We start from the raw sequence: 23,499 nt of genomic DNA, 5'->3' as shown, positions 1-23,499 counted from the left end.
GAATTGTGTTGTCGCCGCCAAAAGAAATTATATTATTCGACACAAATAAATGATAGGAAGAGAAATGTAACTCTCTTTCTATCATTTTTTCTATTATTTTGGCTCTAACATTACGTATAATCATATGTAAAGAAATAGAGAAGAGCGAAGGACACCTACTCTTCTCTATCCTTATTCCGGCTTATGATTTACGTCTATAAACTACATAACCAGAAGCAGTTAGTATAATCAGTACTAAACCAATTACCATTAACATAATGCCATTGTTTTCACCTGTTTGAGGAAGTTTACCATGTTTATGACCTTTGTTAGGTTTCTTCGTAGGTTTCTTCTCTTTTTCAGGTTTTGTTGATTTATGGGTATTCGTGATAGTGAATCCATCTTTCGCAGTACCACTAATTGAAGACTCGTAGCCTTTTGCTACATTGACTTCTTTCACAGTGTACTCAATTAATTCACCATCTTGATACTCATCTAGATCAGTAAAGATATAGCGCCAAGCCATTTTAACAGTGACTTTTTGTTCATCTACCACTTTTCCATTTGCCAGTAATTGAACCGTGATTTCATCTGGACGTAGACCATCTTTGTCATTCATATCGTTCCAAACTTTTACGACATCGACATAAGTTTTTCCTGGTTTGTAGTGGTTGATGATACCACTTTCCGTATATTCAGGAGTATATGCTACCACATTTTCATCATTTACTTCACGAGCGAAGTAGTTAATTTCTACACCTTGATCTCTAAATTTTGGAAGGGATTCAAATGCGTACGTCCAATTAGTTGCTTCACTCACGGTAGCCGTTCTAACTGGTTCTTCGTTATCATCAGCGTACAAGTTAACTGTAATTGATTCTGGACGTTTACCATCTTGATTATCTGCATCATCCCAAGTCTTCGTACCTTCAAGGGCAATCACTTCTGGCATATAACTATTTGTTACTTGATAAGCATAGCTATTTTCTCCGTCAGAATCAACTGGTGTAACAATTGATTCATATCCTTCTACATCAACTTCTTCAATCGTATAGTTGACTAATTGACCCACTTCGCCCTGTTTATATTCATCTAAATCGGCAAAGATAAATTTCCAGTCATTTTCTTCATTTAATTCTTGTTCTTGAATAACTTCACCGTCAGCAAGTAATTGAACTGTAATTGTATCTGGTCGGATACCGTCTTGATTATCGCTATCTTCCCAAACTTTTCTTACGCTTACACTTGTTAACCCTGGTGTATAGCTATTGTAAATATCAACAACTGTGCCATCAAATTCATATCCTTGTTGATAGTCAGCTACTTTTACTTCTTCAACAGAGTAATCAATGATTTTTCCGTTTTCGCGTTTTGGCAAGTTATCAAAACTAAATACCCATTCACCATCTTCATTTGCTTTTACTTCTTGCTTAATATACTTGCCTTCTTCATCTCTCACACGTTTGTTATCAACTAACAGATAAACTGTGATTGATTCTGGACGCTTGCCATCACGATCATTGTCATCGTGCCAATGTTTTATACCAGAAATAGTAGTAGTCTCAGGTGTATATTGGTTGTCAATGAGATAGCCGCTTGCTTGTGAGCCTGTGATTACTGCTTTATATTTAGAATCTTCCACACTCACTTCTTTCACGGTATATTCAATTTCCTTACCGCTCTTGAATTTATCAAGTCCGTCAAAGATACCCCGCCAGTTGTTACTAGCATCTAATACTAGGAATTCATCTGTCGCTTCACCATCTGCAAAAAGTTGAACCTTCACTGACTCTGGACGAATACCATCTTGGTTCTGACTATCACTCCATGTTTTTGTTACTTCAACATACGTTTCTGCTGGTTTATGACTATTTTTAATACTTAAGCCATTTGCACTGTAAGTTGGTGTGTAACCATCCATTTGTTTTTCTTGAACTGTATAGATAATCGCTTTTCCAGCTTTGAATTTTGGTTGACCTTCAAAAGAGTAAGTCCATTTTCCATCATCACCTGGCGTTACTTCTTGTTCAGCGACAACCGCCCCATCAGCTTTCAGATATACATAAATGGAATCTGGACGCACACCATCTTGATTGTCATTATCATCCCATTTTTTTTCACCTGATAAAGTGATTTGTTCAGGTTTGTGGGTGTTGGTGATGTTCATTCCGTCGTAAGTTGCTTCATAACCCTCTATTGCATCTTCTTCGACGGTAAAAACAATCTCTGTTCCTTCTGCAAATTTTGGTAAGTTGGTAAATTCATACTTCCAATTGTCTTCAGCTCTCACTGTTTGACTACCAACCTTATCTCCGTCCGCTAATAAATGAACTGTAATATATCCCGGGCGTTTATTATCTTGGTTATTTGCATCATCCCATGTTTTCTTACCGCTAACGCTCACTTTTACAGGTTCATAAGAGTTGATGATGTTGTATCCATCAATGCTCGTTTCATACTTATCAACGGCTACTTCTTCAATAGAGTATAATACTTCTTTACCTTCAACATATTTCGGTAAATCAGTAAATTCATATTTCCAGTCATCGCCTTCAGTAACTTCAATTGTGTCAAAAACTTCTCCCTCTGCTAGTAAGTTAACTGTAATTGATTCTGGGCGGATTCTGTCTCTATCCTTATCATCATCCCAAGTTTTCGTACCTTCAACAGTAACTTTTTCAGGTGTACGGCTATTTGTAATGGTAAATCCTTTAATTGGATCACCGGTAATAACAGATTCATACATCGTAACTGTTACTTCTTTTACCTCGTATTCATGATCTTTGTCTAACCCGATGAATACGCCATACCAATTATTGTCTTCATTAAGTTCAAGTGTTTGGTCAGATTCTTCTCCATCAATAACTAAAACTGCTGTTATCGATTCTGGACGGAAACCTTCCACATTCTCTACATCGTCCCAAACTTTTTGTACAGGGATATTGATTCTATTTTCTGCTGGTGTATTCGTAATCACCAATTCACCACTCTCATCAACTGTCACGTTTGGATGAGTACCAGGTGTAGACCAATCGGAGTTAGCAAGCTCTAACGTACTGTTTTTATTCTCATCATACCCAATAATCAGATAAATAGGGGCGATGTCAAGGAAGTTATCGTCAGTCCATGTTTCCGTTATTCTATATCTTCCAGCACGAACTCCTTCAGCTGATACTCGACCTTGATCATTGGTTACTACCTCTCCAGAGGCCGCAATTTTTTCACTGCCTTCTTTTCCAGTAATTCTTTCCCATGTAAAAGGTACATTTGCTAAGGTTGCACTTGGTAAATCAGTAATAACTTTTTTGCCTTTAAACGTAATGTTGATGCTTGAACCACTACCACCAAAGTACCATTTTTCACCCGTTGTAGATGTTCCGCCCTCTTCAATGATTTTATCCTTATCATAAGCGACAACTTTAATAGTATTTGCTACTTCTTTTATTCCAATAACATCTGGTTTCAGCGAAGTACTATACTTAATCACATACGTATAATGGATTCCATGTTCTTTTTCATTTGGGGTCACAGTAGTTGGTCCATTAAAGTCAATTCTAAAATTAGCTGTACCATCTTCTCCTGTTCCAGTTCTAAACGTATAACCGCTCGTTGGAACTAGTACTTCTTTACCATCAATAACAGCGTAAACTTCTGGTGCCCCAAAGTAGTCTTGATTCACATCAAGTTCATCAAGAATGTAACCACCCTTAATTGGTAAAGCATGTGGATTAATCATTGCTGTCCATTCAATTAAGTCAGTGTCTTCATTTTGAATACCTGATTTTGTTGGTTTATTGTTTTCACCTTCCTTAAAGTATCTAGCAGAAGCATCTTTAGAGATTGTTTCTGGTTCGTCTGCTTTAGAATAATTTGTTAATTTAGCTATATTGTTATACTTATCTTGAATCGTTCCATCATTTGATGGGTAGCTATAAATAGTTGTTTGGTAAGTGACAGTATGTGTTGCTGCACCGTCTGGTAAGTTTATTGTAAATTTACGCGTATTATCGTCATACGATCCTGACCAAGTTGAGTCTTCATCATAGGCTGCAGTATCTAACGTCAATGAGCCATCTACATAACGTTGATCATTTTCAATCGTATCTTCCAACACTGCATCTTTCAACGCCTTGTATGGTTTATCCGTATTGATTTTGATTTCCCAGCTAATCACGACATCGCCGTTTTCTTTTTTAGAAACATTTGTTGCTGCTTTTTGAAGTGTTAGGGTAGGTTTAACGATTGTTTCATCATCCTTGTCTTCCCCACCAGTATACTTCACACTTACATTATTCACGGCATTGGCAGTGTCTTGATCTGCATTCCAGCTTGAACTGTAAGTTAAAGTATATTCTTCTGCTTCTGTTTGATCTTTAAATTTAACCGTAAATATTCCAGTATCTTGTTCCAGTGTGTAGATACCATCTTCACCTTCGACTAACGCTTCATCAGAAGTTCCCTTAACAATTTTAAAATCTGTTAGTTCTACATCACTTGGTGTATAGGTATCCGTAAGAACTAAGTTTTTAATGATTCGTTTATTCGTGTTAAACTTCACTGTCCAATTAATTTTCTTGTAAGTAATACCTTCTACTTGATAATATTCAACTTCCCCAGTTTTTGAAACTCCTGGTTTGTTGATTTGTTTATCAACTTTTGCATTATCTTTTTCGGAATTTCCTTGCCAAATCAGATTAACTTTGTTCTCCGCACCAGTATTTTCAGCAGGAATTGTTGTCCGATATTTAATCGTATACACTTGTGGAAGTGTGTTTTGTGTAAATTGAATTTCGAAACCTTTTGGATCAGTTGTTGGAGTATAGGTATAGAAATTAGAGTTTACATCGGCTCCATTAACTTTCATACTGAATGTTCCATCAACAATTTCAAGTTCAGCAGGTGTCAAAATATCAATAAGTTTCGCATTTTCCAAAACCAACTTATTACTATTAAAGGTAATCGTCCATTCAATTTCTTGGCGAGCTTTCCCATTCTCATCTTCGCCAACTACCCAATTGGCAACTTTTTCGATACCTGCAACTGGATGTCCAATATCGCCAGAACCAATTCCAACGCCAGACCAATCTAAACTAACACCATTAGTAACATTAGGTTTTTTCAATCCTTCTGCAGTGTAATACGTTTTATAGGTAAATGTATATTCTTCTTTTTGTGAAGTACCATTCAATGTGAATTTAAACCCATTATCATTTGGATTGACAGTAAAATCAGGAGTATTAGGTGTCAAGTTATATGAATCTTCATCTAATATTAACAAAGTTTTATCAAAGTTATCTTGGAAAGAAAATCCATCAAAAGCAATTTTTTCACTATTGAATTTGATTGTCCATTCTATATATGGACGACCATCTGAACCATACTTAACAGTACCCGACTTTTTAGCAGTTGGAACCGTATTGTATTCTACTGTATCCTCAGCTTCTGGTGTATTAGGATTGTTGTCGTCCACTTTATTTAAAACTTCGCCTACTTTATTTGGTGGAACATCCGATTGTAATTTCATTACATATGATTTTCCATCCGAATCTGGAATAGTAATCGTCGCAGTTTTCCCCTCATTAGAAATTACAGGGGTAACTGGAACTAGGCGCCAATTTTGTGGCTGTCCATTTTGATCAACATCAACTTCATAAATTTGGATACTATCTGAAATAATCGTGCCAAAATCTATCGTATCTGTTAATACAACATCTCCTAATTTTTTACCAGAGAAATTATATTCAATATACCAATCAATTAGTGTTTTATCGTTCGCATTTATTTGACCTTTTTTAGTAATTGGATCAAAATCATTGCCCCACTCTAACTCAATTGGATAATCAACTTTGCTACTGTCATCCCCTAGCGTAATCGTAGCAGTGTTATTAATCGTAGTTTCATTTTCTACCAATTCTTGCTCAATCGTTGTTGTATATTCAATTTCATAAGTGTCTTTTATATCATCTTTGAAATCTATTTTGAAACCGTCTGAAGAAGGATCAATAGTATACTCATCAACTGAAACTAAGGTTCTGTCCCCGATAGGATTACCATCCAAGTCACGTTTGACACGATACACTTTTACAGAATCAACGACTAATGTATGACCAGAACTTAACTCATCTACTACACTTGCATTTGAATAGACACCCATTTGATCATTAACTCGAACTTTCCAGTCTGCATGTGTTGGACGATAGGTTGTTTCTGTCTTTGTATCTCCATTTAATGTATAAGAGAAGCCTTGTTTGTAATCTTGCCCTTCAACACCATCCTTCTTACCAATAAGAATGGCGTGGAAATTTTTATCCTCCGAATAGGGAACTTCAATCTCTTGCACTTTATCTTCATTAAAAATTTCTACATTTAATGCTTGAGTCAAATCTAATTTCAACTCACGATGATCGCCAGTCTCCCAACCATCTGTAAAACTAATGGTTACCTTACCATCCGTATCAATCTCATAATAAACATCTGGAGATTCATGAATACTAATCGGTCCAGGTGTAGGTATAATGTTTGTCACTTCAGGCAAATTAAATGAATAAGTTGTTTCTTCAAGAATTTCTAAATCATCTGGGAACTCCATATCATAGATATACTGAAGTCCAGTAATTTTAGTTGGGTCTATTTCCACCGTGCTACCATCAGTAAGAGAAATATCTCCATCAGCCGTTTTCAAAATCATTGAAAACTCAGTCACATAGTTCCCTGATAATGCTACTGCTTGTGGGCCAATCGCTCCCTTTTTCGTCGCATTAGGAGTTATTTTTGCTTTTTCAGTTACATCTTCAGAAGTAGCTTCAGTTTCCTCTGATTCTGCTGTTGTCTCCCCTTCACTCACAGGGTCAGGGTCATCTGACTCCTCGCCATCTTCTTCCTCAGTTACTACATCAACGGTATCCCCGTTTTCCTTAGCCTCTGATGAACTTTCGGCTGTGACTTCTGCTGTTTGAGAAGTCGATGTTTCATTTGTCACAGAGCTATCCACTAAAGGTACTGACTCTGAACTTTGTTGTAATGCTTGTTGCATGTCTGAAGTAGTCTCAGTCGTTTGATCGATTCCTTCAGCTAATACGGTTACTGCTGGCAAAGTCACTTGTAAAATCAGTAGCCCGATAGCCAACATAGTTGATATTTTTTGCATCAACTGAAATTTACTCTTTTTCATCTGCGCTCCCTCACTTTTCCTATTTTATATAAATGATTTCAAAGATAGTCAGTTATACAAAAATGAGTGAAACTCAGCTCAATAAAATACTTTTTTAAAGACTAAACTGATTTACTTCAAAAAAGGCAATTATCATAACGTCATTTCAAATCAATTGGATGTGTAGTAATAACTATCTTATGCTCATATTAACTGCTTTATCAGGCGACTAAGTGGTCGCTTCTGTGCTAATAGCAAGCGAAAAAGTGAGTATATAGCAGAAATAAAAGTGATGGTTTTAACATGTTAAGAAATACTGAATAAATTTTAAATTCAATTATCACAAAGTTATTAATATTATTCCGAAAAATGAACAAAAATCTAATGGAATTAGTGAAAAATCCTAAAAAAAAAAAGTGATTTCACTCACATAAAATCCCGATTTTTTCAATACTCATTTTCATGCTAGCTAATAAGCTTTTATTGAGTATTTCTATTTATCCTTAGTTTTGTGAATAATTAATTTATTATGCTTCAGGAGGTGACCGACTTGTTTGGATTTGATAAAACGCTATGGACAATTAAAGACATCCTTTTACTCTTAAATGAACATCCTAATTTCATTCCTAGTCAGCAACTCGCCCAGCAGCTAGGATACTCCAGTAGCCACATACTTAAACTATGTAATCAGCTAAAATTTTATATTCAAGAATGTTATCCCAATCAAGAGTTGCAATTAATTGTTAATAAACGCCACGGCATTCAATTGGTCATTTACTCTAACCAAAATATATCCAAGCTATTGTATTTTATTTTTTCAAAAGATTTAGCCTTAGCTGTTTATCAAGAACTTTTTGCTAAACAAGTAATTTCGACTGATGAATTTTGTCAAAAAAATTTCGTCAGTCTATCTACATTACAGCGAAAAATTAAAAGAATGAACGAAACGATTACAACTTACGGTCTACATATTTGCTTTTCACAGCACAATTTTCATATTTCCGGGAAGGAGACAACCATTCGAACCTTTATTTTTTTTCTACATTTAGCCTCTGATCGACAATTTCCAGCTTTTGAATCGCTAGCAGACCCACCTAACTTAATGACTCGGTGCAAAGATATTATTCATTATTTGACGCTTTCTTTTAGAGAACCACAATTTAGAGTATTTCAACTGTTAGTGACAGTCTTTGAAGAAAGAAAGCAGTCTGCAAATAGTTTGTCTCTTCAACTAGAATTTGCTTATAGTAGACTATTTGATTTTCCTGAAAAACCTAAGTTTCTAGCGGATTGGTCTACTGAAGAATGACAATTTTTCCTAATTTTGGCGTTCTGTATGGATTTGATTTCCTTCAATATTTCTACTGATAATTCAGAATACCCGGGAACAGAACTACATCTAGTCATGCAAGACTGGCTTCAATCATTTGAAAAAGTATTCATTAAGCCTACGTTTGCACAGCAAAAATTTCTACATAATAGTCTTGTAAAAATATTGTTATTCTATCAGTTTTTGGTGATTGACAATGCTTTGCTGTCTCTTTTCTTATCGTATAACTTGGATCAATTTAACCGTAACTATCCTGTTTTTAGCTACCGTTTCAATGAGTTTTGGGCCTTATTTTCGAAAAAACAACCTCAATGGGCCGATAATTATTTCAAAATGAAGAGCTTTTTGTTGTGCGAGTATTTTTTCCCTGTCTCTCTATGCTTACCTGAAATCCGCATTTATGTGTATTCTGATTTAACTTTTTTGTCTCTGCAGCGTATGAAAAATAATCTATTATTATATTTTTCGAATAAATACAAGCTTGTATTGGTTGAATCGAAAGAGCAAGCGGATATCGTGATTGGGCCTATCGACCTTAGGGGAAAAGAACTTTTAGAGCATCAGCAGTTTGTCATGACAAGCTTGCAATTAACTAAAAAAGACTTGACTCATATTGAAAAAGTTATTCATGGAGTTTTAGTCAATAAAAATATTCTTTGATTTACAACCCACTTTTGACTATTGATTTAGATAAGAACCAAACCATGAAGATCACTTTGTCACTACGAAAAAATGCATGTGACATACTTTAGCTGCGCATGTTAGCAAATTAGACTCAAAAGTTGCTTTTTAAGAAGCTATCATGTATATAAATAGATAAACTGATTATTTATATGAGGGTTATTTTGCATAATTACCAAAGAAAAGAGGTTATTCGTTGATGTTTGGTTTTGATAAGTCTTTATGGATGATTCGTGATATCATTCGAATTTTAAGTGAGCAAGAAACGTTTATTTCTACTAGTTATCTTCTTGAGTTGCTTGGCTACTCTAATCTTGGTCAAGTAAAAAAATTATGTGCCGAATTGCAAGAATATATTCAGGAATCATTTTCGGAAAACGAATTTGAGTTGATTACTAGCACTCGAAACGGTATTCGCTTAAAAACTCACGCTGGTCGAAATGCCCAAAATTTAATGGATTTCATTGGCTCTAAAGACTTAGCTTTCGAGATTTATAAATCAGTTTTGTTTGAGCGGGTCGTTTCAACAGAGGATTTTTGTCAGGAAAATTTCGTTTCTGCCTCTACTTTGCAAAGAAAGATTATAAAAATCAATGAAGAGGTTAACAAAAATAGTATTCATTTGTCTTTCTCACGACAAAAATTTAGTATCCATGGTAAAGAATCCACGCTTCGTTCTTTTGCCTTTATTTTTCTTTATGTGAAACATCGACAGATTTCAAATGTTCCTTGGATTAAAAATAAAGACTATTATCTTGACCTTTCTAGTAAAATCGCTGACCATTTGGAACTATCTTTTCGTTCCACACAACTAGAAAGTTTTTCGTTATTTCTTTTTATTTTTGAAACAGCCATTCAACAAGGTCATGCATTTATATTTGAAAAAGAAAATTTGCCTTATAAAAAAGATCTTAAATTTCCAACTAAGCCACCGTTTCTTTTGTGGGGGGAAGAAGAATGGCAGGCACTCTTACTTATGACTTACAATTCAAATATAGCTAACTATAATATTCCAATTGATACGTCAGCTTTTTACTCTGACGACTTTGAAGAATTAATTACTGAATGGATTAATTGTTTTGAGCAACATTTTGCGCCTTTTGATATGAAGCAAAGAGCTTTTTTGTCCCAAAATTTATTAAAACAGTACTTTTCAGATTATATGTTTACGGTTGACGAAATTCTGATGAAAACATTTCCTGCAGTCGATTTTCGTTTAATTGAACAAACGCAGCCATTCTATATGCATCGATTTAACAACTTTTGGCAGTCTCTTTCTGATAAGCCCGCTTCATTCAAAATTTCCAATTTAAAAACGCAAAGCTTTCTTTTGTGTGAATACTTTTTTCCTTTAAGAAACTCACAGCCAGAAGTGAAGCTTTATGTATTTACTGATTTGACGGCCCTATCTTTACATCGAATTCAAGATACCATTCAGGTTTATTTTTCAAACAAGTACAAAATAACCATAGTCTCTACTTTAGAAGAGGCTGATGTGATTGTGGGTAACATTAATTTTAGAGAAGAATCACTTTCTGAAGACCAAAACTTTGTCATGACTCGTCTTCAATTGGCTTTTCGAGATTTTTTAAATATTGATACGGCTATTAAAAAAAATTTACTAAAACGAATGTCCTATACCGAGTAAATCGCTAGCATCTGTGGTCAATTTCGTACAGAGATACATCCACAAAAAACTTGGCAGTATCTCTAAACAATAACTATGCCCGTAGTATTACCCAGCACTATTCAAAATATGAATCTAATGATACTCAGTAGCCTATTTTCCCTTTATACAAAAATAAAAATCCTGATGAAATCATTGTTCTTTAAACAAATTTCATAAGGGCTTTTCCTTCAATATTCATTTCTCTCATGGTATTATATTCAGTCGAAAGTATCATGAGCCGATATTTTCAAAAAATCCAAAGAAATAGGTATACTACTATTATTGAAATAAGACTAGTAGTGAAAAAAAATTTTTAGAAACTATCCGTGCTAGATTATTTTTTTCGCATCTAAGGATTTTTATTTTTCAGTTGTTCCAAGGAAAAGGGGTTGTATATCGATGTTTGGATTTGATTTATCTTTATGGATGATTCGTGACATGATTCGTATTTTAAATGAACAAGACGATTTTATTTCAAGTAATCAGCTTCTTGATTTGCTTGGATACTCAAATCTTGGTCAAATCAAAAAATTATGTAAGGACTTACAAAAATATATCCAAGAATCTTATTCGGAAGATGAGTTTGAGCTGATTATTAACACTCGTAATGGTATCCGTTTCGTGACGAGTTCTTCTAGAAATGCCCAAAGCTTAATAGATTTTATTTCCTCAAAAGACTTGGCCTTCGAAATTTATCAATCGGTTTTATTTGAGCGTACCGTTTCAACAGAGGATTTTTGCCAGAGAAGCTTTATCAGTGCCTCTACTTTGCAGCGAAAAATCAAAAAGATTAATGCTGACATCAATAGATACGGTCTTCATTTGTCCTACTCAAGACAAAAATTCAGCATTCAAGGAAAAGAGGCGACTGTTCGTTCTGCTGCCTTTATATTCCTTTATATAAAGCATCGGCAAATTTCAAATATTTTTTGGATTGAAAACAAGCAGCACTATCTCGAATTATCTAAAAAAATCGCCGACTTTTTGGCTCTTCCTTTTCGTACAACACAATTTGAAAATTTTTCATTATTTCTTTTCATATTCGAAACAGCCATTCAGCAAGGGCATAGGTTTGTATTTGAACAAGAAGCTTTCCCTTATCAAGAGGATTTACAGTTTCCTGATAAACCCAGTTTTATTTCTTGGCCTGAGGAGGAATGGCAAGCACTCTTATTGATGACCTATAATTCAAATTTAGTAAACTATACTATTCCTATTGATACTTCTGCCTTTCATTCCGAAAAACTTGATGCCTTGGTTACAGCATGGGTTCATTGTTTTGAGCAATATTTTGCTCCCTTAGATCAAAATCAAAGAGAATTTTTGTATCAAAATTTAATCAAACGTTATTTCTCAGATTATTTTTTGGCCATTGATGAAACTCTTTTAAAAGCATTTCCTGCGGTTGATTTTCGATTAATTGAAAAAAATAAACCTTTCTACCTGCAACTATTTACTAATTTTTGGGACGATTTGAGCAAACGACAGCCAACGTGGACAACTCCACATTTAAAAACACAGAGCTTTCTTTTATGTGAATATTTTTTCCCTATAATGAATGATTTACCGGAAGTGAAACTTTATGTATTTACTGATTTGACTATTCTTTCGTTGCACCGTATTCAAAATAATTTAGAAATTTATTTTTCGAATAAGTATAAATTCACCTTTGTGTCTACTTGGGAAGCTGCCGATGTGATTATAGGCACCATAAATTTTCGAGAACAGACACTTTCAGAAAAGCAACAGTTCATTATGATTCGCCTTCAACTGACCTCGCGAGACTTGTTGCATATTGACGAGGCTGTTCAACGGTTTTTAGTGAGGTAAGTTGTCTTTGATGTTTTGTTAAAATATCTAGTTAAGACCCTTATCATACTTTTTTTGTTAGAAATGGGGAGACTGAACGAACTAGCACTTCACCTATATGTTTTGTCTAGGATTTATTTTGCAATTTGTACGTAACCTTGGTCCATTCAATTTGTATTTATGAATCAAGAGTAGGTACTTTCAACATTGGGCTCATCATTTTCTTGATGACTAGTCGTTAACTTATCTTTGAAAAGTTCAAATTTACTTGATAAACAAAAAAAAAAAATCGCTCTCAGCCAACAAAAGTAGATGCTGGATAAAAAACGACCTCTAGATGTTAGATTTTTAGGGGTCGCTTCATATCCATAAAAAGATGTTTTTTTCTATAACTCAGAAATAAAAAGAGGTAGAAAACATTGATGCATATAGATTCCCACCTCTTTTAATATTATACTATTAGTGACAGTAAAGTTTAATGACGGTGGCGCTTTTTTTGAAAGTGAGGTGGTGCATATGCATTTACTATCGAAATCTGAAGGAGTAGCCTTTTGCAAATGGCAGATATAATCGTTACGCTTGTGACTACCACACCGCTACTAATAGCTTTAATTGGCTTGCTGGAAGCATGTGTTAAGTTAGCAACTACGATTATGGAAGCTCGTTCTGCTCGCTTGAAAAGCAAGCAGACGCGAAAAAAACGCAAAAAAAATAACCGTCTAACTTTGGCGAGTTCGGTTATTTTTCTAAATAATTAAACTGTGCCACCGTTCTTTAAACGGTGCTGTTAGAGGAGTTGTTTCAGCAACTCCTCTTTACAGTTTTAGTATAGCAAAAAATAGAAGGAAATTCAACGGTTTAGCGGTGATATGCTTTAGCATAGCGCTTTTTTTGTTACTATTCACAGTAAATTTGACGCTTCACTGCGAGAGATTCTTGCTTAGGTCAGCTACGGAACCGCTCCAAGCCCGTAGTCTTGGAGCTTTCAAGCTTCACACGCCCAGTAACCAATCAATTGGTTACTGGGCGGCGTAGTTCACATTGAATTCTAGACGTGGCGACAACGCAAGCCTCTCTCGCAGTGTAGCGAATGGATTCAAAAGTTAACTGTGAATAGTAACCTTTTTTTGTCCACTTAAAGGGGGTATCCCAGAACATAAGAGAAAAAATTTCTAATCTAGCTAATAACAGTCCTGATAACTTAAGTGTTTTCAGAATCTGCGACATTAGCCTCTGCAATTGACCTAAATTTCGGTTGATTACTTGAAATTTGGACCTTGCCTAGTATTTCCTTTTTTTCTTTGATTCGTTCTGCTGGTTGGATGATACCTTATGATTCAAACTTTTTTCTAAGATCTCTTTTGGACTAATAAAGGGCGTTTCTATGATTGAATAAAGTTTTATCTTGTCTCGATTATAAAGGCGAATTTCACTAAATAAGCCCGTTTTATATAGCACTTCTAAATTGCTAGGTAAGTTTTTGATAACAATGTCATGTGCTTGTTTGGGTGTCGCTCTGGCAGTCAACGGATTTCGTTTAAACATATCTTCATACCGTTTAATTATGGATAAATAAGATTCCATTTTCGGTACTGCCATGACATACATTTTTGTTTCATACCCTTTGGATTGAAGCATTTTTGCTGTTTGAATAGGAACGTCTGTTGTTCGCCCTGTTCCCTCGATTACTAGATTGTAGCTCTGGTCGCTCAAGTGATCAACTACGGCTTCTGTCATTCGGTTAGAGAAAGGCGTAATCTCTGCCACAACTTCTTTTCCATGCGATTTTACTAGTTCTTCAAAATTAGGGTGCTGTTGCTTGAATGTATCATTATCAATAACTATCATATTTTCTTGCGTTTCTTCCAAAATGATCGAACGTAAACCTGTTTTTCCCGATCCTGGTTGTCCGCTAAGTAAAAAAGCACTTGGGTTATCGACTGCTCTTTTCCCTTGAATCAATTCTTCTAAATTATCAGTTAAACGATCCTCAAATTGTTTTTCGGTAAAATGAATGATATTTGACATATCAAGCACCCTCTTTTTTGGATAATAGTTTTTTTGAATAGTGATCCATGGAAAGCCAATAGTCATCCACTGCTTTTAATTCTTCCAAAGAATAGTCAAAAAGATTTACACGCTTGGCTAGTTTTAATTGGTTCAACAAATTAACTTCCAATAATTGATTATTCGTTTTATCCAATTCATGATTTAATACATAATTCAATACACGATTATAAACAGTGGGAGAAAATTCATTAATGATCTCAATCTGATAGATTTTTTCATAAATAGTTCCCATACAACGTACACTCCTTTTTAAAGTTTACCAAGTAAATAGTTTCGTATATATTCTTCTAGGTATGGATTAATCACTCTGCACGTATTCTGCTGAAAGTTACCTATCTTTTTGACTTATTAACAGATACATTTTTCAGTTTTGAAACAATAGTTGCTTCTATCCTCTATCCATTCAACTATTCGTGGTATAAATGATTCTTCTTGCATTTTTCTCTCATCATTTTTCAGTATTCTTCATAAAGTAGGACACAATTCCAGATACAATAACAATTAATACACCACAACCAATCAAAACGATAGGAAAACTCATTTTTTCGATGATTGTTCCTGTACCTGCTATAACCAATGATTGTAAGGCAGTGGGCATCAGGAATAAACTCATGATAATGCCCATATTTTCAATCAAGGTAACACGTTGTAGTTGGGTAATCAGTAAGATATTGATTATGCCTAGCAATACTCCAGTTATCAATAAAAGTATTCCTACTAGAGAAATATTACGGACTAATCCAAATAAAACAAAGGTAATTCCCAAAAATAACATGCTACTCAAAAGAACTTTTTTAACAGTTTTAAAGTTCACACCAAAAGAAAGAATGACTCCAAGTAAAGTCCCAATCCCAAGTAAAGAAAATAAAAGCGTCGGTACATCAAAAGAAGTTTCAATGATATTTTGTTGAAAAATAAGCGGAACAATAAGTTGTCGCAATCCAGTGACAGGTAGATTTACTACGAGTGCTGCAAGCAATAATAAAATTATCTGTAGCGCATTTTGCGTCTTTTCACCAGAATTTTTTATATTAGATGAATTGGAAGAAAACCACTCGTCTTGACTGCTTTTTCGTTCGATTAAAAAAATAACGACAGATAATATCAATGCTGTGAATAATACAACACCCAAATAAACCAACGCAGATTGAGTATAGAACAATTTCAATGCGAAGCCTGGAACAGCTAGCAAGACTAGTTGCTGTACAAAATCAACCACACTATTCGCGCGAAGTAACTGCTCATTTTGGACTAATTTAGGGATGCTCGAATACAATCCCGGAATTATTAATACCCAAACAATGGCAAAACCAATATTTACAGCATACAAAATAGTTTGATGATTCATTTTGCTAGCCAAAAGTACTAAATCGACAATACATAAAATCAAGGCCAATAGCGAACCCCATTTAATTATACGAATATTTCCGATTCGATCAGATAAGTATCCACCTAAAGGCAATGTAAGAACTTGAGTAATACCTAGATAAATCATAAAACGACTATATCCTATGGCACCTTCCGTAAAAGGCGTGTCCGTAATACTTGACACATTAATCATAAAATATATAAAAAACTTTGCATAAATTGACTAAAAGTAAAGAATAAAAAAAACACTAAAACATATAAATAGCCTATATCACGTTGTTTTGTCATATCAGATCCTCCTCCGTTCATTCCCACTACTTACAATAAGTATAGTAAATTTCTAACTAGTCTAACAATAATTGAACCTACGTTACTCCTATCGATTGGAATAGTTATTTCAAACAAAATAACTACTAAAATCAACTTTTTTGCTACGAATTCAAGGCTATTTTTTAATCAAAACGATCCACTACACAGCAATGTTTTTTTGTTGCTCATACAACCGACTTGAATCGGCTATTTAAATCTACTAAGCTTCAAACTTCGAAACCGCTCAGGGTGATTTCTTGGTTGACTTAAGCAAGATTTTCTCGCCGTGAAGCAAAGCCTACCATGAGTAGGATCATTTTTTCGGGTTTTATTTCATGTTTTTAAGAAAAAGACAGAGCTAAAAATAAACATGCACAAATTTTCCCATATTTTCGTCGCGTATTATTCATTCTTAGCTGGTTTTTTTCATTTTCAGAATAAGTACAGTCAAAAAAAGCTAAAAGCCCAGTATGATAAGGCTTTTAGCTTTTTTTATTATTTCGCGTAATCAGTTGCTCGTGTTTCACGAATAACGATAACTTTGATATTTCCTGGATAATCCAGTTCATCTTCAATTTTCTTACGAATATCACGTACTAAACGTACGGCATCTAAATCTGAAATTTCTTCTGGTTTAACCATTACACGTACTTCACGTCCTGCTTGAACGGCGAAGCTATAGTCCACGCCATTAAAACTATTAGAAATATTTTCTAAGTTCTCTAAACGACGAATATAGTTTTCCAATGACTCGCTACGTGCACCTGGGCGAGCTGCTGATAAAGCATCGGCAGCGGCAACTAAGACAGAGATAACTGAAGTCGCTTCGGTATCTCCATGGTGAGAAGCAATCGCATTGATAACTGTCGCATTTTCTTTATATTTCGCAGCTAATTCGGCACCAATTTGTACGTGAGAGCCTTCGATTTCATGATCCAATGCTTTTCCGATGTCATGTAAGAAACCAGCGCGCTTAGCTAATTGGATGTCTTCGCCTAATTCAGCGGCAAGCACTCCTGTTAACTTCGCTACTTCAATCGAATGGTTCAATACGTTTTGTCCATAACTAGTTCTGAAACGCAAACGTCCCATAATCTTAATCAAATCTGGATGTAGGGTATGAGCGCCAACTTCAAAGGCTGCTTGCTCTCCGTATTCACGAATACGTTCATCCATTTCTTTACGAGATTTCTCAACCATTTCTTCGATTCTCGCTGGATGAATACGTCCATCTTGAATCAGTTTTTCTAAGGTCATACGAGCAATTTCACGACGGATAGGATCGAATCCTGATAATACGACCGCTTCTGGTGTATCATCGATGATTAAATCAATTCCTGTCAATGTTTCTAAGGTACGGATGTTTCGGCCTTCACGACCAATAATTCGACCTTTCATTTCATCGTTTGGCAATGTGATTACTGAAACCGTTGTTTCGGATACTTGATCCGCTGCACATCGTTGAATAGCTAATGAAAGTAAGTTTTTCGCTTTACGATCAGCCTCTTCTTTCGCACGTTGTTCTGATTCTTTCACCATTATTGTCAATTCATGATTTAATTCTTCTTCCGTTGCTTTCATGATAATGCTTCTTGCTTCATCATTAGATAATGCAGCAATTCGTTCTAATTCACTTTGTTGTTCGCCAATTAGTTTTTCAACATCTGTTTCTCGCTCGTCTAGTAATTGTTGTTTCTCATTGACTCTGTTTTCTTTGTTTGCCAACGAATTCTCACGTTTTTCCAAAGAATCATCTTTTCGATCAAGTAATTGTTCTCTTTGTAGTAAGCGATTTTCCTGTGATTTTATTTCAAGTCTGCTTTCTTTCAACTCACTTTCAATTTCTGACCGGTACTTCTGATTTTCTTCCTTAGCTTCTAATAACGCTTCTTTTCGTAAGGTTTCAGCTTCTTTTTTAGCACTAGATAAAATGCCTTCAGCGCTGTTTTTTGCACCATTAATCTCTTTTTCATGACGAGAATTGGCAACATAGATACCAACGAAAAGACCGACAATTAACCCGATGATAGCGAGGAGAATGTTAAGTCCCATTGATGAATCACCTCCATACTATCTTTCTTATTTTCAATTTGTAGTTTTTTGATAAACATACATTTACATAAAATTATCAATATGCCTACTTTGCATATGTGTGTAGTACACAGTTTTATTCTAATGTTTGTAGGGGAGAGTGTCAACTTAAAAAAAAGAAGTTGGTACCGATAATCCCTCTTTTTTAGTAACTTTTTTATGAAAAAAAAGCGTGGTAAAAGCCATTAAATTTGCTTCTACCACACCCTGTATGTTTAATCTAAAATTAACTCTTCTTGACCTTCTTCTGCCAAGGTTCCTCCATCGCCAATTCCATAGGCATCACGGACACGAGCAGAAACTTCTGCAACCATTTCAGGATGCTCTTTCATATAAGTTTTAACATTTTCACGACCTTGGCCGATTCTCTCTTCTTTATATGAATACCATGCACCACTCTTATTGATGATGTCTTTGTCGGAAGCCATATCTAACAATTCCCCAACTTGAGAAATACCTTCACCATACATAATATCTACTTCTGCAATTTTAAATGGTGGAGCTACTTTATTTTTTACAACTTTAATTTTGGTACGGTTCCCAATAATGTCAGTACCTGATTTTAATTGCTCGGCACGACGAACTTCTAAACGAACAGTTGCGTAGAATTTTAACGCACGTCCACCTGGTGTTGTCTCAGGATTCCCAAACATTACTCCCACTTTTTCACGAATTTGGTTAATGAATAAAGCGATTGTTTTGGTTTTATTGATTGTTCCTGAAAGTTTACGCAATGCTTGAGACATCAAACGAGCTTGTAAACCAACGTGAGAAGCACCCATTTCTCCATCAATTTCTGCACGAGGAACTAATGCGGCTACCGAGTCAATAACCACGATATCAACAGCTCCACTAGATACCAAAGCATCGGCAATTTCTAAGCCTTGCTCTCCAGTGTCTGGTTGTGAAAGTAATAATTCATCAATATTTACGCCTAATTTTTCAGCATATTGCGGATCTAATGCGTGTTCCGCATCAATAAAGGCTGCTGTTCCACCTTGTTTTTGAACTTCTGCCACTGCATGTAAAGCAACGGTTGTTTTACCTGAACTCTCTGGTCCGTAGACTTCAACAATACGGCCTCTAGGAAAACCACCGACACCCAAAGCTACATCTAAAGCTAATGAACCACTTGGAATAGTAGAGATACGTTGATCTGCTTTCTCTCCAAGTTTCATTACAGCGCCTCTACCAAAGTTTTTCTCAATTTTTTTCAACGCAGCGTCTAAGGCTGCTTTACGATCATCTGCCAATGGGATGTCCTCCTTATATTTAAAACCATGTTAATTCCATGTTCCACTTCGTATGTCTATAATAGCCCTTCTAAATCAAAAAAGCAAGAAAAAGCGAACAAACATTCGCTTTATTTTGATAAACCTCGACGAACTAAATCCAAGCCTGCCATCACGGCACTCTGGCGAATATAACTACGATCTCTTGAAAAATGATACTTACGACTGACTACTTCATCTTCATTTGCCAAAGCAATCCAAACGGTTCCTGCAGGATGATTTTCCAATGAATCTGGACCTGCAACACCACTGAATGCCACACTATAATCAGCCTTTGCTTTTTTACGAGCATTTTGTGCCATAGCTTCTGCACATTCTTGACTAACAGTCCCAAATTCTTCCAATAACTCTGGACTAATATCTAAAAAGTCTGCTTTGGTTGCTGCTGAATACGTGACAAAACCACCTTTGAAAACTTCTGAAACTCCTGGAACAGCCCCTAAAGCTGATTGAAAAGCTCCTGCAGTTAAGCTTTCCGCAGCAGTCAGGGTTTTCCCCTGTTCTTTTAATAACTCAATCACCACATTCGCCAATGAGTTTTCTTCGCCATAACCATAAAAATAATCCCCTACCAACTGTTGAATTTTTTCTTCTAATTCATCCAGCTGTTCTTCTCCTTGTTTTTTATCTGCCGTTTTGACAGTTAGACGCAGGGTTACTTCATTTGGTTTAGCATAAGGGGCAATGGTCGGATTCGTTTGTTTTTCGATTAAATCTGCTAAATCAGTGACTAATTGAGATTCACCGATTCCGTAGAAACGTAACACGCGAGAGATAAGGTAGTCTTCTTTTTGAAAATTCTTTTGTAACAAAGGCACCACTTCATGATAAAACATCGGTCTCAGCTCGCTAGGTGGTCCCGGCAATAGCAAGTAGTGTTTTCCTTGGTCTGAAGTATAAAAGATGCCTATCGCTAAACCAGCTGTATTTTTTAAAGCTAGCCCCTCTTTAAAAACTAGTGTCTGTAATAGATTATTTTCAGTCATTGGACGTTGTCTTTTTTCAAAGAAGGTCATCAAATTTTGATAGCCCCATTCATCTTGCACCAATTCCTGTCCCACATGAGCTGCCGTCACTTGTTTCGTTAAATCATCGTCTGTAGGTCCTAATCCACCACACAAGACGATTAAGTCACTTCTTTGATCTGCAAGTTCTAATAAAGCTTCTAAGCGTTGTGGGTTATCTCCTACGACGCTATGATAATAAACATTAATTCCTAGGCTAGCCAATTCTTCTGAAATGAAGGTGGCATTGGTATTCACAACTTGTCCAAGCAATAATTCTGTCCCGACTGCAATAATTTCTGCTTTCATATGTCACGCTCCTATATTAATATACGCATTTTTCTCTAATTTCATTTTACACTTTAATAAAAAATTTAACATGAAATGAACTTCTTTATTTTGATAGGAACGGCAGAGGACAATTGAGTTTACTAATTGAGGATTTATTGACAGACATTACAGATTGAAGATTGGCAGCCTAGAGACCACAGACTTCAAGCTCACGTTCAACAAAAGCAGACTTTGTAGTGTAGTTAGTAACATAACTATTGATGGCCACAGGAGCTCACTAATGTAATAAATACATAATTTTCTCTCTCTTGAATATGCACTAAGTAACCTATAAACTATAGATAATGAAATCTAAAAAAAATCTTCAGACAATTTGAAGGAGGATATATGCGAAAGTTTATTCAAGATTATAGGGATACTCGACAACCTACAGATGATTTTATTACGTGGTTTTTAGTAAGAAAATTGAACTTTACAGGAAAACTTCTATTTGCGCTTTTTTTGTGGGTCGTTTGGCTTAAATTTGCATTTAATTTAAGATTTATGTTTTTTTCTTCGAATTCTTACTGATTACATTTTTAGGTTATATCCTTTTTAAAATAATATCAAAAATATCAAAACAGTTTAAAAACCGATAATTTCATGCTTACTGCTGATACTTGAAACGTGTGACAACAAACAATCATAGATGAAAACACGTAAAGATTGCTGAAAAAAATTAAAGAAAGCCTTACTCACTTTCTTACATCAAACGTTTCCCTTTAAAATATGCCAAAACAAAAAAGAAGAAAATGACTAGTCATTTTCTTCTCTTCCTCACATTTCTACATAGATCCTTTAAAAACTGCCGTATTTTTTGCAAAATAATCTACTCCGGAGTAGATAGTTGCAGCTAAACAAGTGTACAACATGATTTGATCCAATGGTATACCCATCATATTGAAGGGTATATTATTAATAAACAATAAGATAATTGCTACCATTTGGGTTGCTGTCTTGATTTTACCTGGCCAAGCGGCAGCCATTACTTCTCCATCTTCGACTAATAATAAACGTAAACCAGTGACTGCTAATTCGCGACAAACAATAATTGCCACAATCCAACCAGCAACTTTATTTAGATCGACTAACATAATAAAAGCAGTCATCACCAACATTTTATCAGCTAATGGATCCGCAAATTTCCCAAAATTGGTCACTAAACCTCGCTTGCGGGCGATTTCTCCATCTAACCAATCTGTTATACTAGCTACCGCAAAAATCACAGCTGCAACTAAATGGGTCCCCAATAATTGAGTACCTCCAACAGTTAACGTTCCCCAATCAAAAGGTAAGACTAAAATCAGGATAAACACTGGAATCATTAATATTCTTAATACGGTTAATTGATTTGGTAAATTCATAATTTTCCCTCTCTGTAACTAATCTATTGCTTTCTTATTCTGCGTAAGCAATCGTCAAATGAAGATTTTTTACTAACAATTCATATTGTGAATCATCGTACTCTAGCAATTCTCCATTTGCTAAAAACTCTACACTAGAACTTCTACCCAAAATAATTTCAACATCTGTGGCGTCTTCTGGAAGAATCACTTCTTCTTCAGTGTCATACAAGGTTTTTTGGAAAATTTCTTCGCCATTTGCCGTGACACTAATCCAACAACCTGCTTCATTTACTTTAAACATTAGTTCCATCGGTTTTGTTGCTTCTTGAACATCAAAATCGATACTAAATGTAGAGCCTGCAACACGTGAATCCGTTAATTCGATCATCATCTCTGGCTCTTCTAAAGATTCTGTCGTTTCACTGGTTGTTTCTGTTGATTCAGCAGTAGATTCTGAAGTACTTACTTCAGATGTGGAAGTGGACTCCCTTACTACAGAAGATGGACGACTGTTAATCATAGGCTGTGATTGTCGATCTTGCCAAGTCATGTAGCCAACAATTGTGATAATCGTAAAAGCAATTAGTCCTAATAAAATCATAGGAATGTAGTCTGTTGCATGTTTTCGTTCTTTTGCTACACGAGAGCCTTCTGCCGTTTCAGGAGCAGAGCGCTTTGGTGGTGGTGCATCAAAACTAGCTTCTCCGTCAAATACAGCAACTAAAAAGCTGCCATCTAAGCCAACAACTGCTGCATATTCTCTTAAAAAAGTACGAACATAGTAATCGCCAGGTAATAATTTGAAATCCCCTCGTTCGATTGCTTCTAGATATCTTTTTTGAATTTTAGTTTTTTTCTGTAATTCATCAATGCTTATATTTTTATTTAATCGGGCTTGCCGTAGTTTATCTCCAATAATTATTTCATTGCCCACGTATCTCTTCTCCAGTCTATAAATCAATATACTCTAGAATACCATAAATAAAATCGAATGAGGATAGAAAGTCAACCACTCTCAAACAATTTTTAAACTCTTTTTTTACATCCAAGGTTAGATAAGACTTGAAACAA

The 23,499-nt window shown here is 35.3% G+C and carries 13 protein-coding genes and 1 pseudogene; 5 read left to right on the top strand and 9 right to left on the bottom strand.

The window, feature by feature from the left end; genetic code table 11:
• Positions 1-181 precede the first annotated feature (181 nt).
• Positions 182-7,150 carry a Cna B-type domain-containing protein gene (locus tag AC4BBX_RS09210; protein WP_490453563.1) on the bottom strand — a complete coding sequence of 2,323 codons (6,969 nt, stop codon included), beginning with the start codon at positions 7,148-7,150 and terminating at the stop codon, positions 182-184.
• Positions 7,151-7,679: 529 nt separating this feature from the next.
• Here AC4BBX_RS09210 and AC4BBX_RS09205 point away from each other — a divergent pair.
• From AC4BBX_RS09205 to AC4BBX_RS09185, 5 genes are all read left to right on the top strand, one after another.
• Positions 7,680-8,438: a helix-turn-helix domain-containing protein gene (locus AC4BBX_RS09205; protein ID WP_490453562.1), complete on the top strand. Its 759-nt coding sequence runs from the start codon at positions 7,680-7,682 to the stop codon at positions 8,436-8,438.
• Between the two features lie 27 nt (positions 8,439-8,465).
• On the top strand, positions 8,466-9,119 hold the full coding sequence (locus AC4BBX_RS09200) for a hypothetical protein (protein WP_490453561.1): 654 nt from the start codon (positions 8,466-8,468) through the stop codon (positions 9,117-9,119).
• Between the two features lie 220 nt (positions 9,120-9,339).
• Positions 9,340-10,788 (top strand): helix-turn-helix domain-containing protein, encoded by a 1,449-nt coding sequence (locus tag AC4BBX_RS09195; protein ID WP_490455796.1) that lies wholly within the window; start codon positions 9,340-9,342, stop codon positions 10,786-10,788.
• 420 nt (positions 10,789-11,208) lie between these two features.
• Positions 11,209-12,639 (top strand): helix-turn-helix domain-containing protein, encoded by a 1,431-nt coding sequence (locus tag AC4BBX_RS09190; RefSeq protein ID WP_490453560.1) that lies wholly within the window; start codon positions 11,209-11,211, stop codon positions 12,637-12,639.
• Between the two features lie 536 nt (positions 12,640-13,175).
• Positions 13,176-13,376: a hypothetical protein gene (locus AC4BBX_RS09185; RefSeq protein WP_490453559.1), complete on the top strand. Its 201-nt coding sequence runs from the start codon at positions 13,176-13,178 to the stop codon at positions 13,374-13,376.
• Positions 13,377-13,932: 556 nt separating this feature from the next.
• Here AC4BBX_RS09185 and AC4BBX_RS09180 read toward each other — a convergent pair.
• The 8 genes and pseudogenes from AC4BBX_RS09180 to AC4BBX_RS09145 form a co-directional block, all read right to left on the bottom strand.
• Positions 13,933-14,646 (bottom strand): annotated as a pseudogene (locus tag AC4BBX_RS09180) (zeta toxin family protein); the annotation flags it as partial.
• Position 14,647: 1 nt separating this feature from the next.
• Positions 14,648-14,920, bottom strand: a complete 273-nt coding sequence (locus tag AC4BBX_RS09175; RefSeq protein WP_490453558.1) for an antitoxin — start codon at positions 14,918-14,920, stop codon at positions 14,648-14,650.
• Between the two features lie 216 nt (positions 14,921-15,136).
• Positions 15,137-16,249, bottom strand: a complete 1,113-nt coding sequence (locus tag AC4BBX_RS09170; RefSeq protein ID WP_490453557.1) for an MFS transporter — start codon at positions 16,247-16,249, stop codon at positions 15,137-15,139.
• 611 nt (positions 16,250-16,860) lie between these two features.
• The gene (rny, locus tag AC4BBX_RS09165; RefSeq protein ID WP_490453556.1) at positions 16,861-18,417 is read right to left on the bottom strand and encodes a ribonuclease Y; all 1,557 of its coding nucleotides are present in this window, start codon (positions 18,415-18,417) and stop codon (positions 16,861-16,863) included.
• A 254-nt stretch (positions 18,418-18,671) separates the two neighbouring features.
• Positions 18,672-19,709: a recombinase RecA gene (gene recA, locus AC4BBX_RS09160; protein WP_490453555.1), complete on the bottom strand. Its 1,038-nt coding sequence runs from the start codon at positions 19,707-19,709 to the stop codon at positions 18,672-18,674.
• Positions 19,710-19,819: 110 nt separating this feature from the next.
• Positions 19,820-21,061 (bottom strand): competence/damage-inducible protein A, encoded by a 1,242-nt coding sequence (locus AC4BBX_RS09155; protein WP_490453554.1) that lies wholly within the window; start codon positions 21,059-21,061, stop codon positions 19,820-19,822.
• Positions 21,062-21,867: 806 nt separating this feature from the next.
• Positions 21,868-22,446 (bottom strand): CDP-diacylglycerol--glycerol-3-phosphate 3-phosphatidyltransferase, encoded by a 579-nt coding sequence (gene pgsA / locus AC4BBX_RS09150; RefSeq protein ID WP_490453553.1) that lies wholly within the window; start codon positions 22,444-22,446, stop codon positions 21,868-21,870.
• A gap of 34 nt (positions 22,447-22,480) precedes the next feature.
• Positions 22,481-23,362 (bottom strand): helix-turn-helix domain-containing protein, encoded by an 882-nt coding sequence (locus tag AC4BBX_RS09145; protein WP_490453552.1) that lies wholly within the window; start codon positions 23,360-23,362, stop codon positions 22,481-22,483.
• Positions 23,363-23,499: the final 137 nt, after the last annotated feature.

This window comes from Enterococcus sp. AMC1157 (assembly GCF_058216555.1).
Note: the sequence above shows the minus strand (reverse complement) of the source record. Positions and strands in the feature narration are given on the sequence as shown.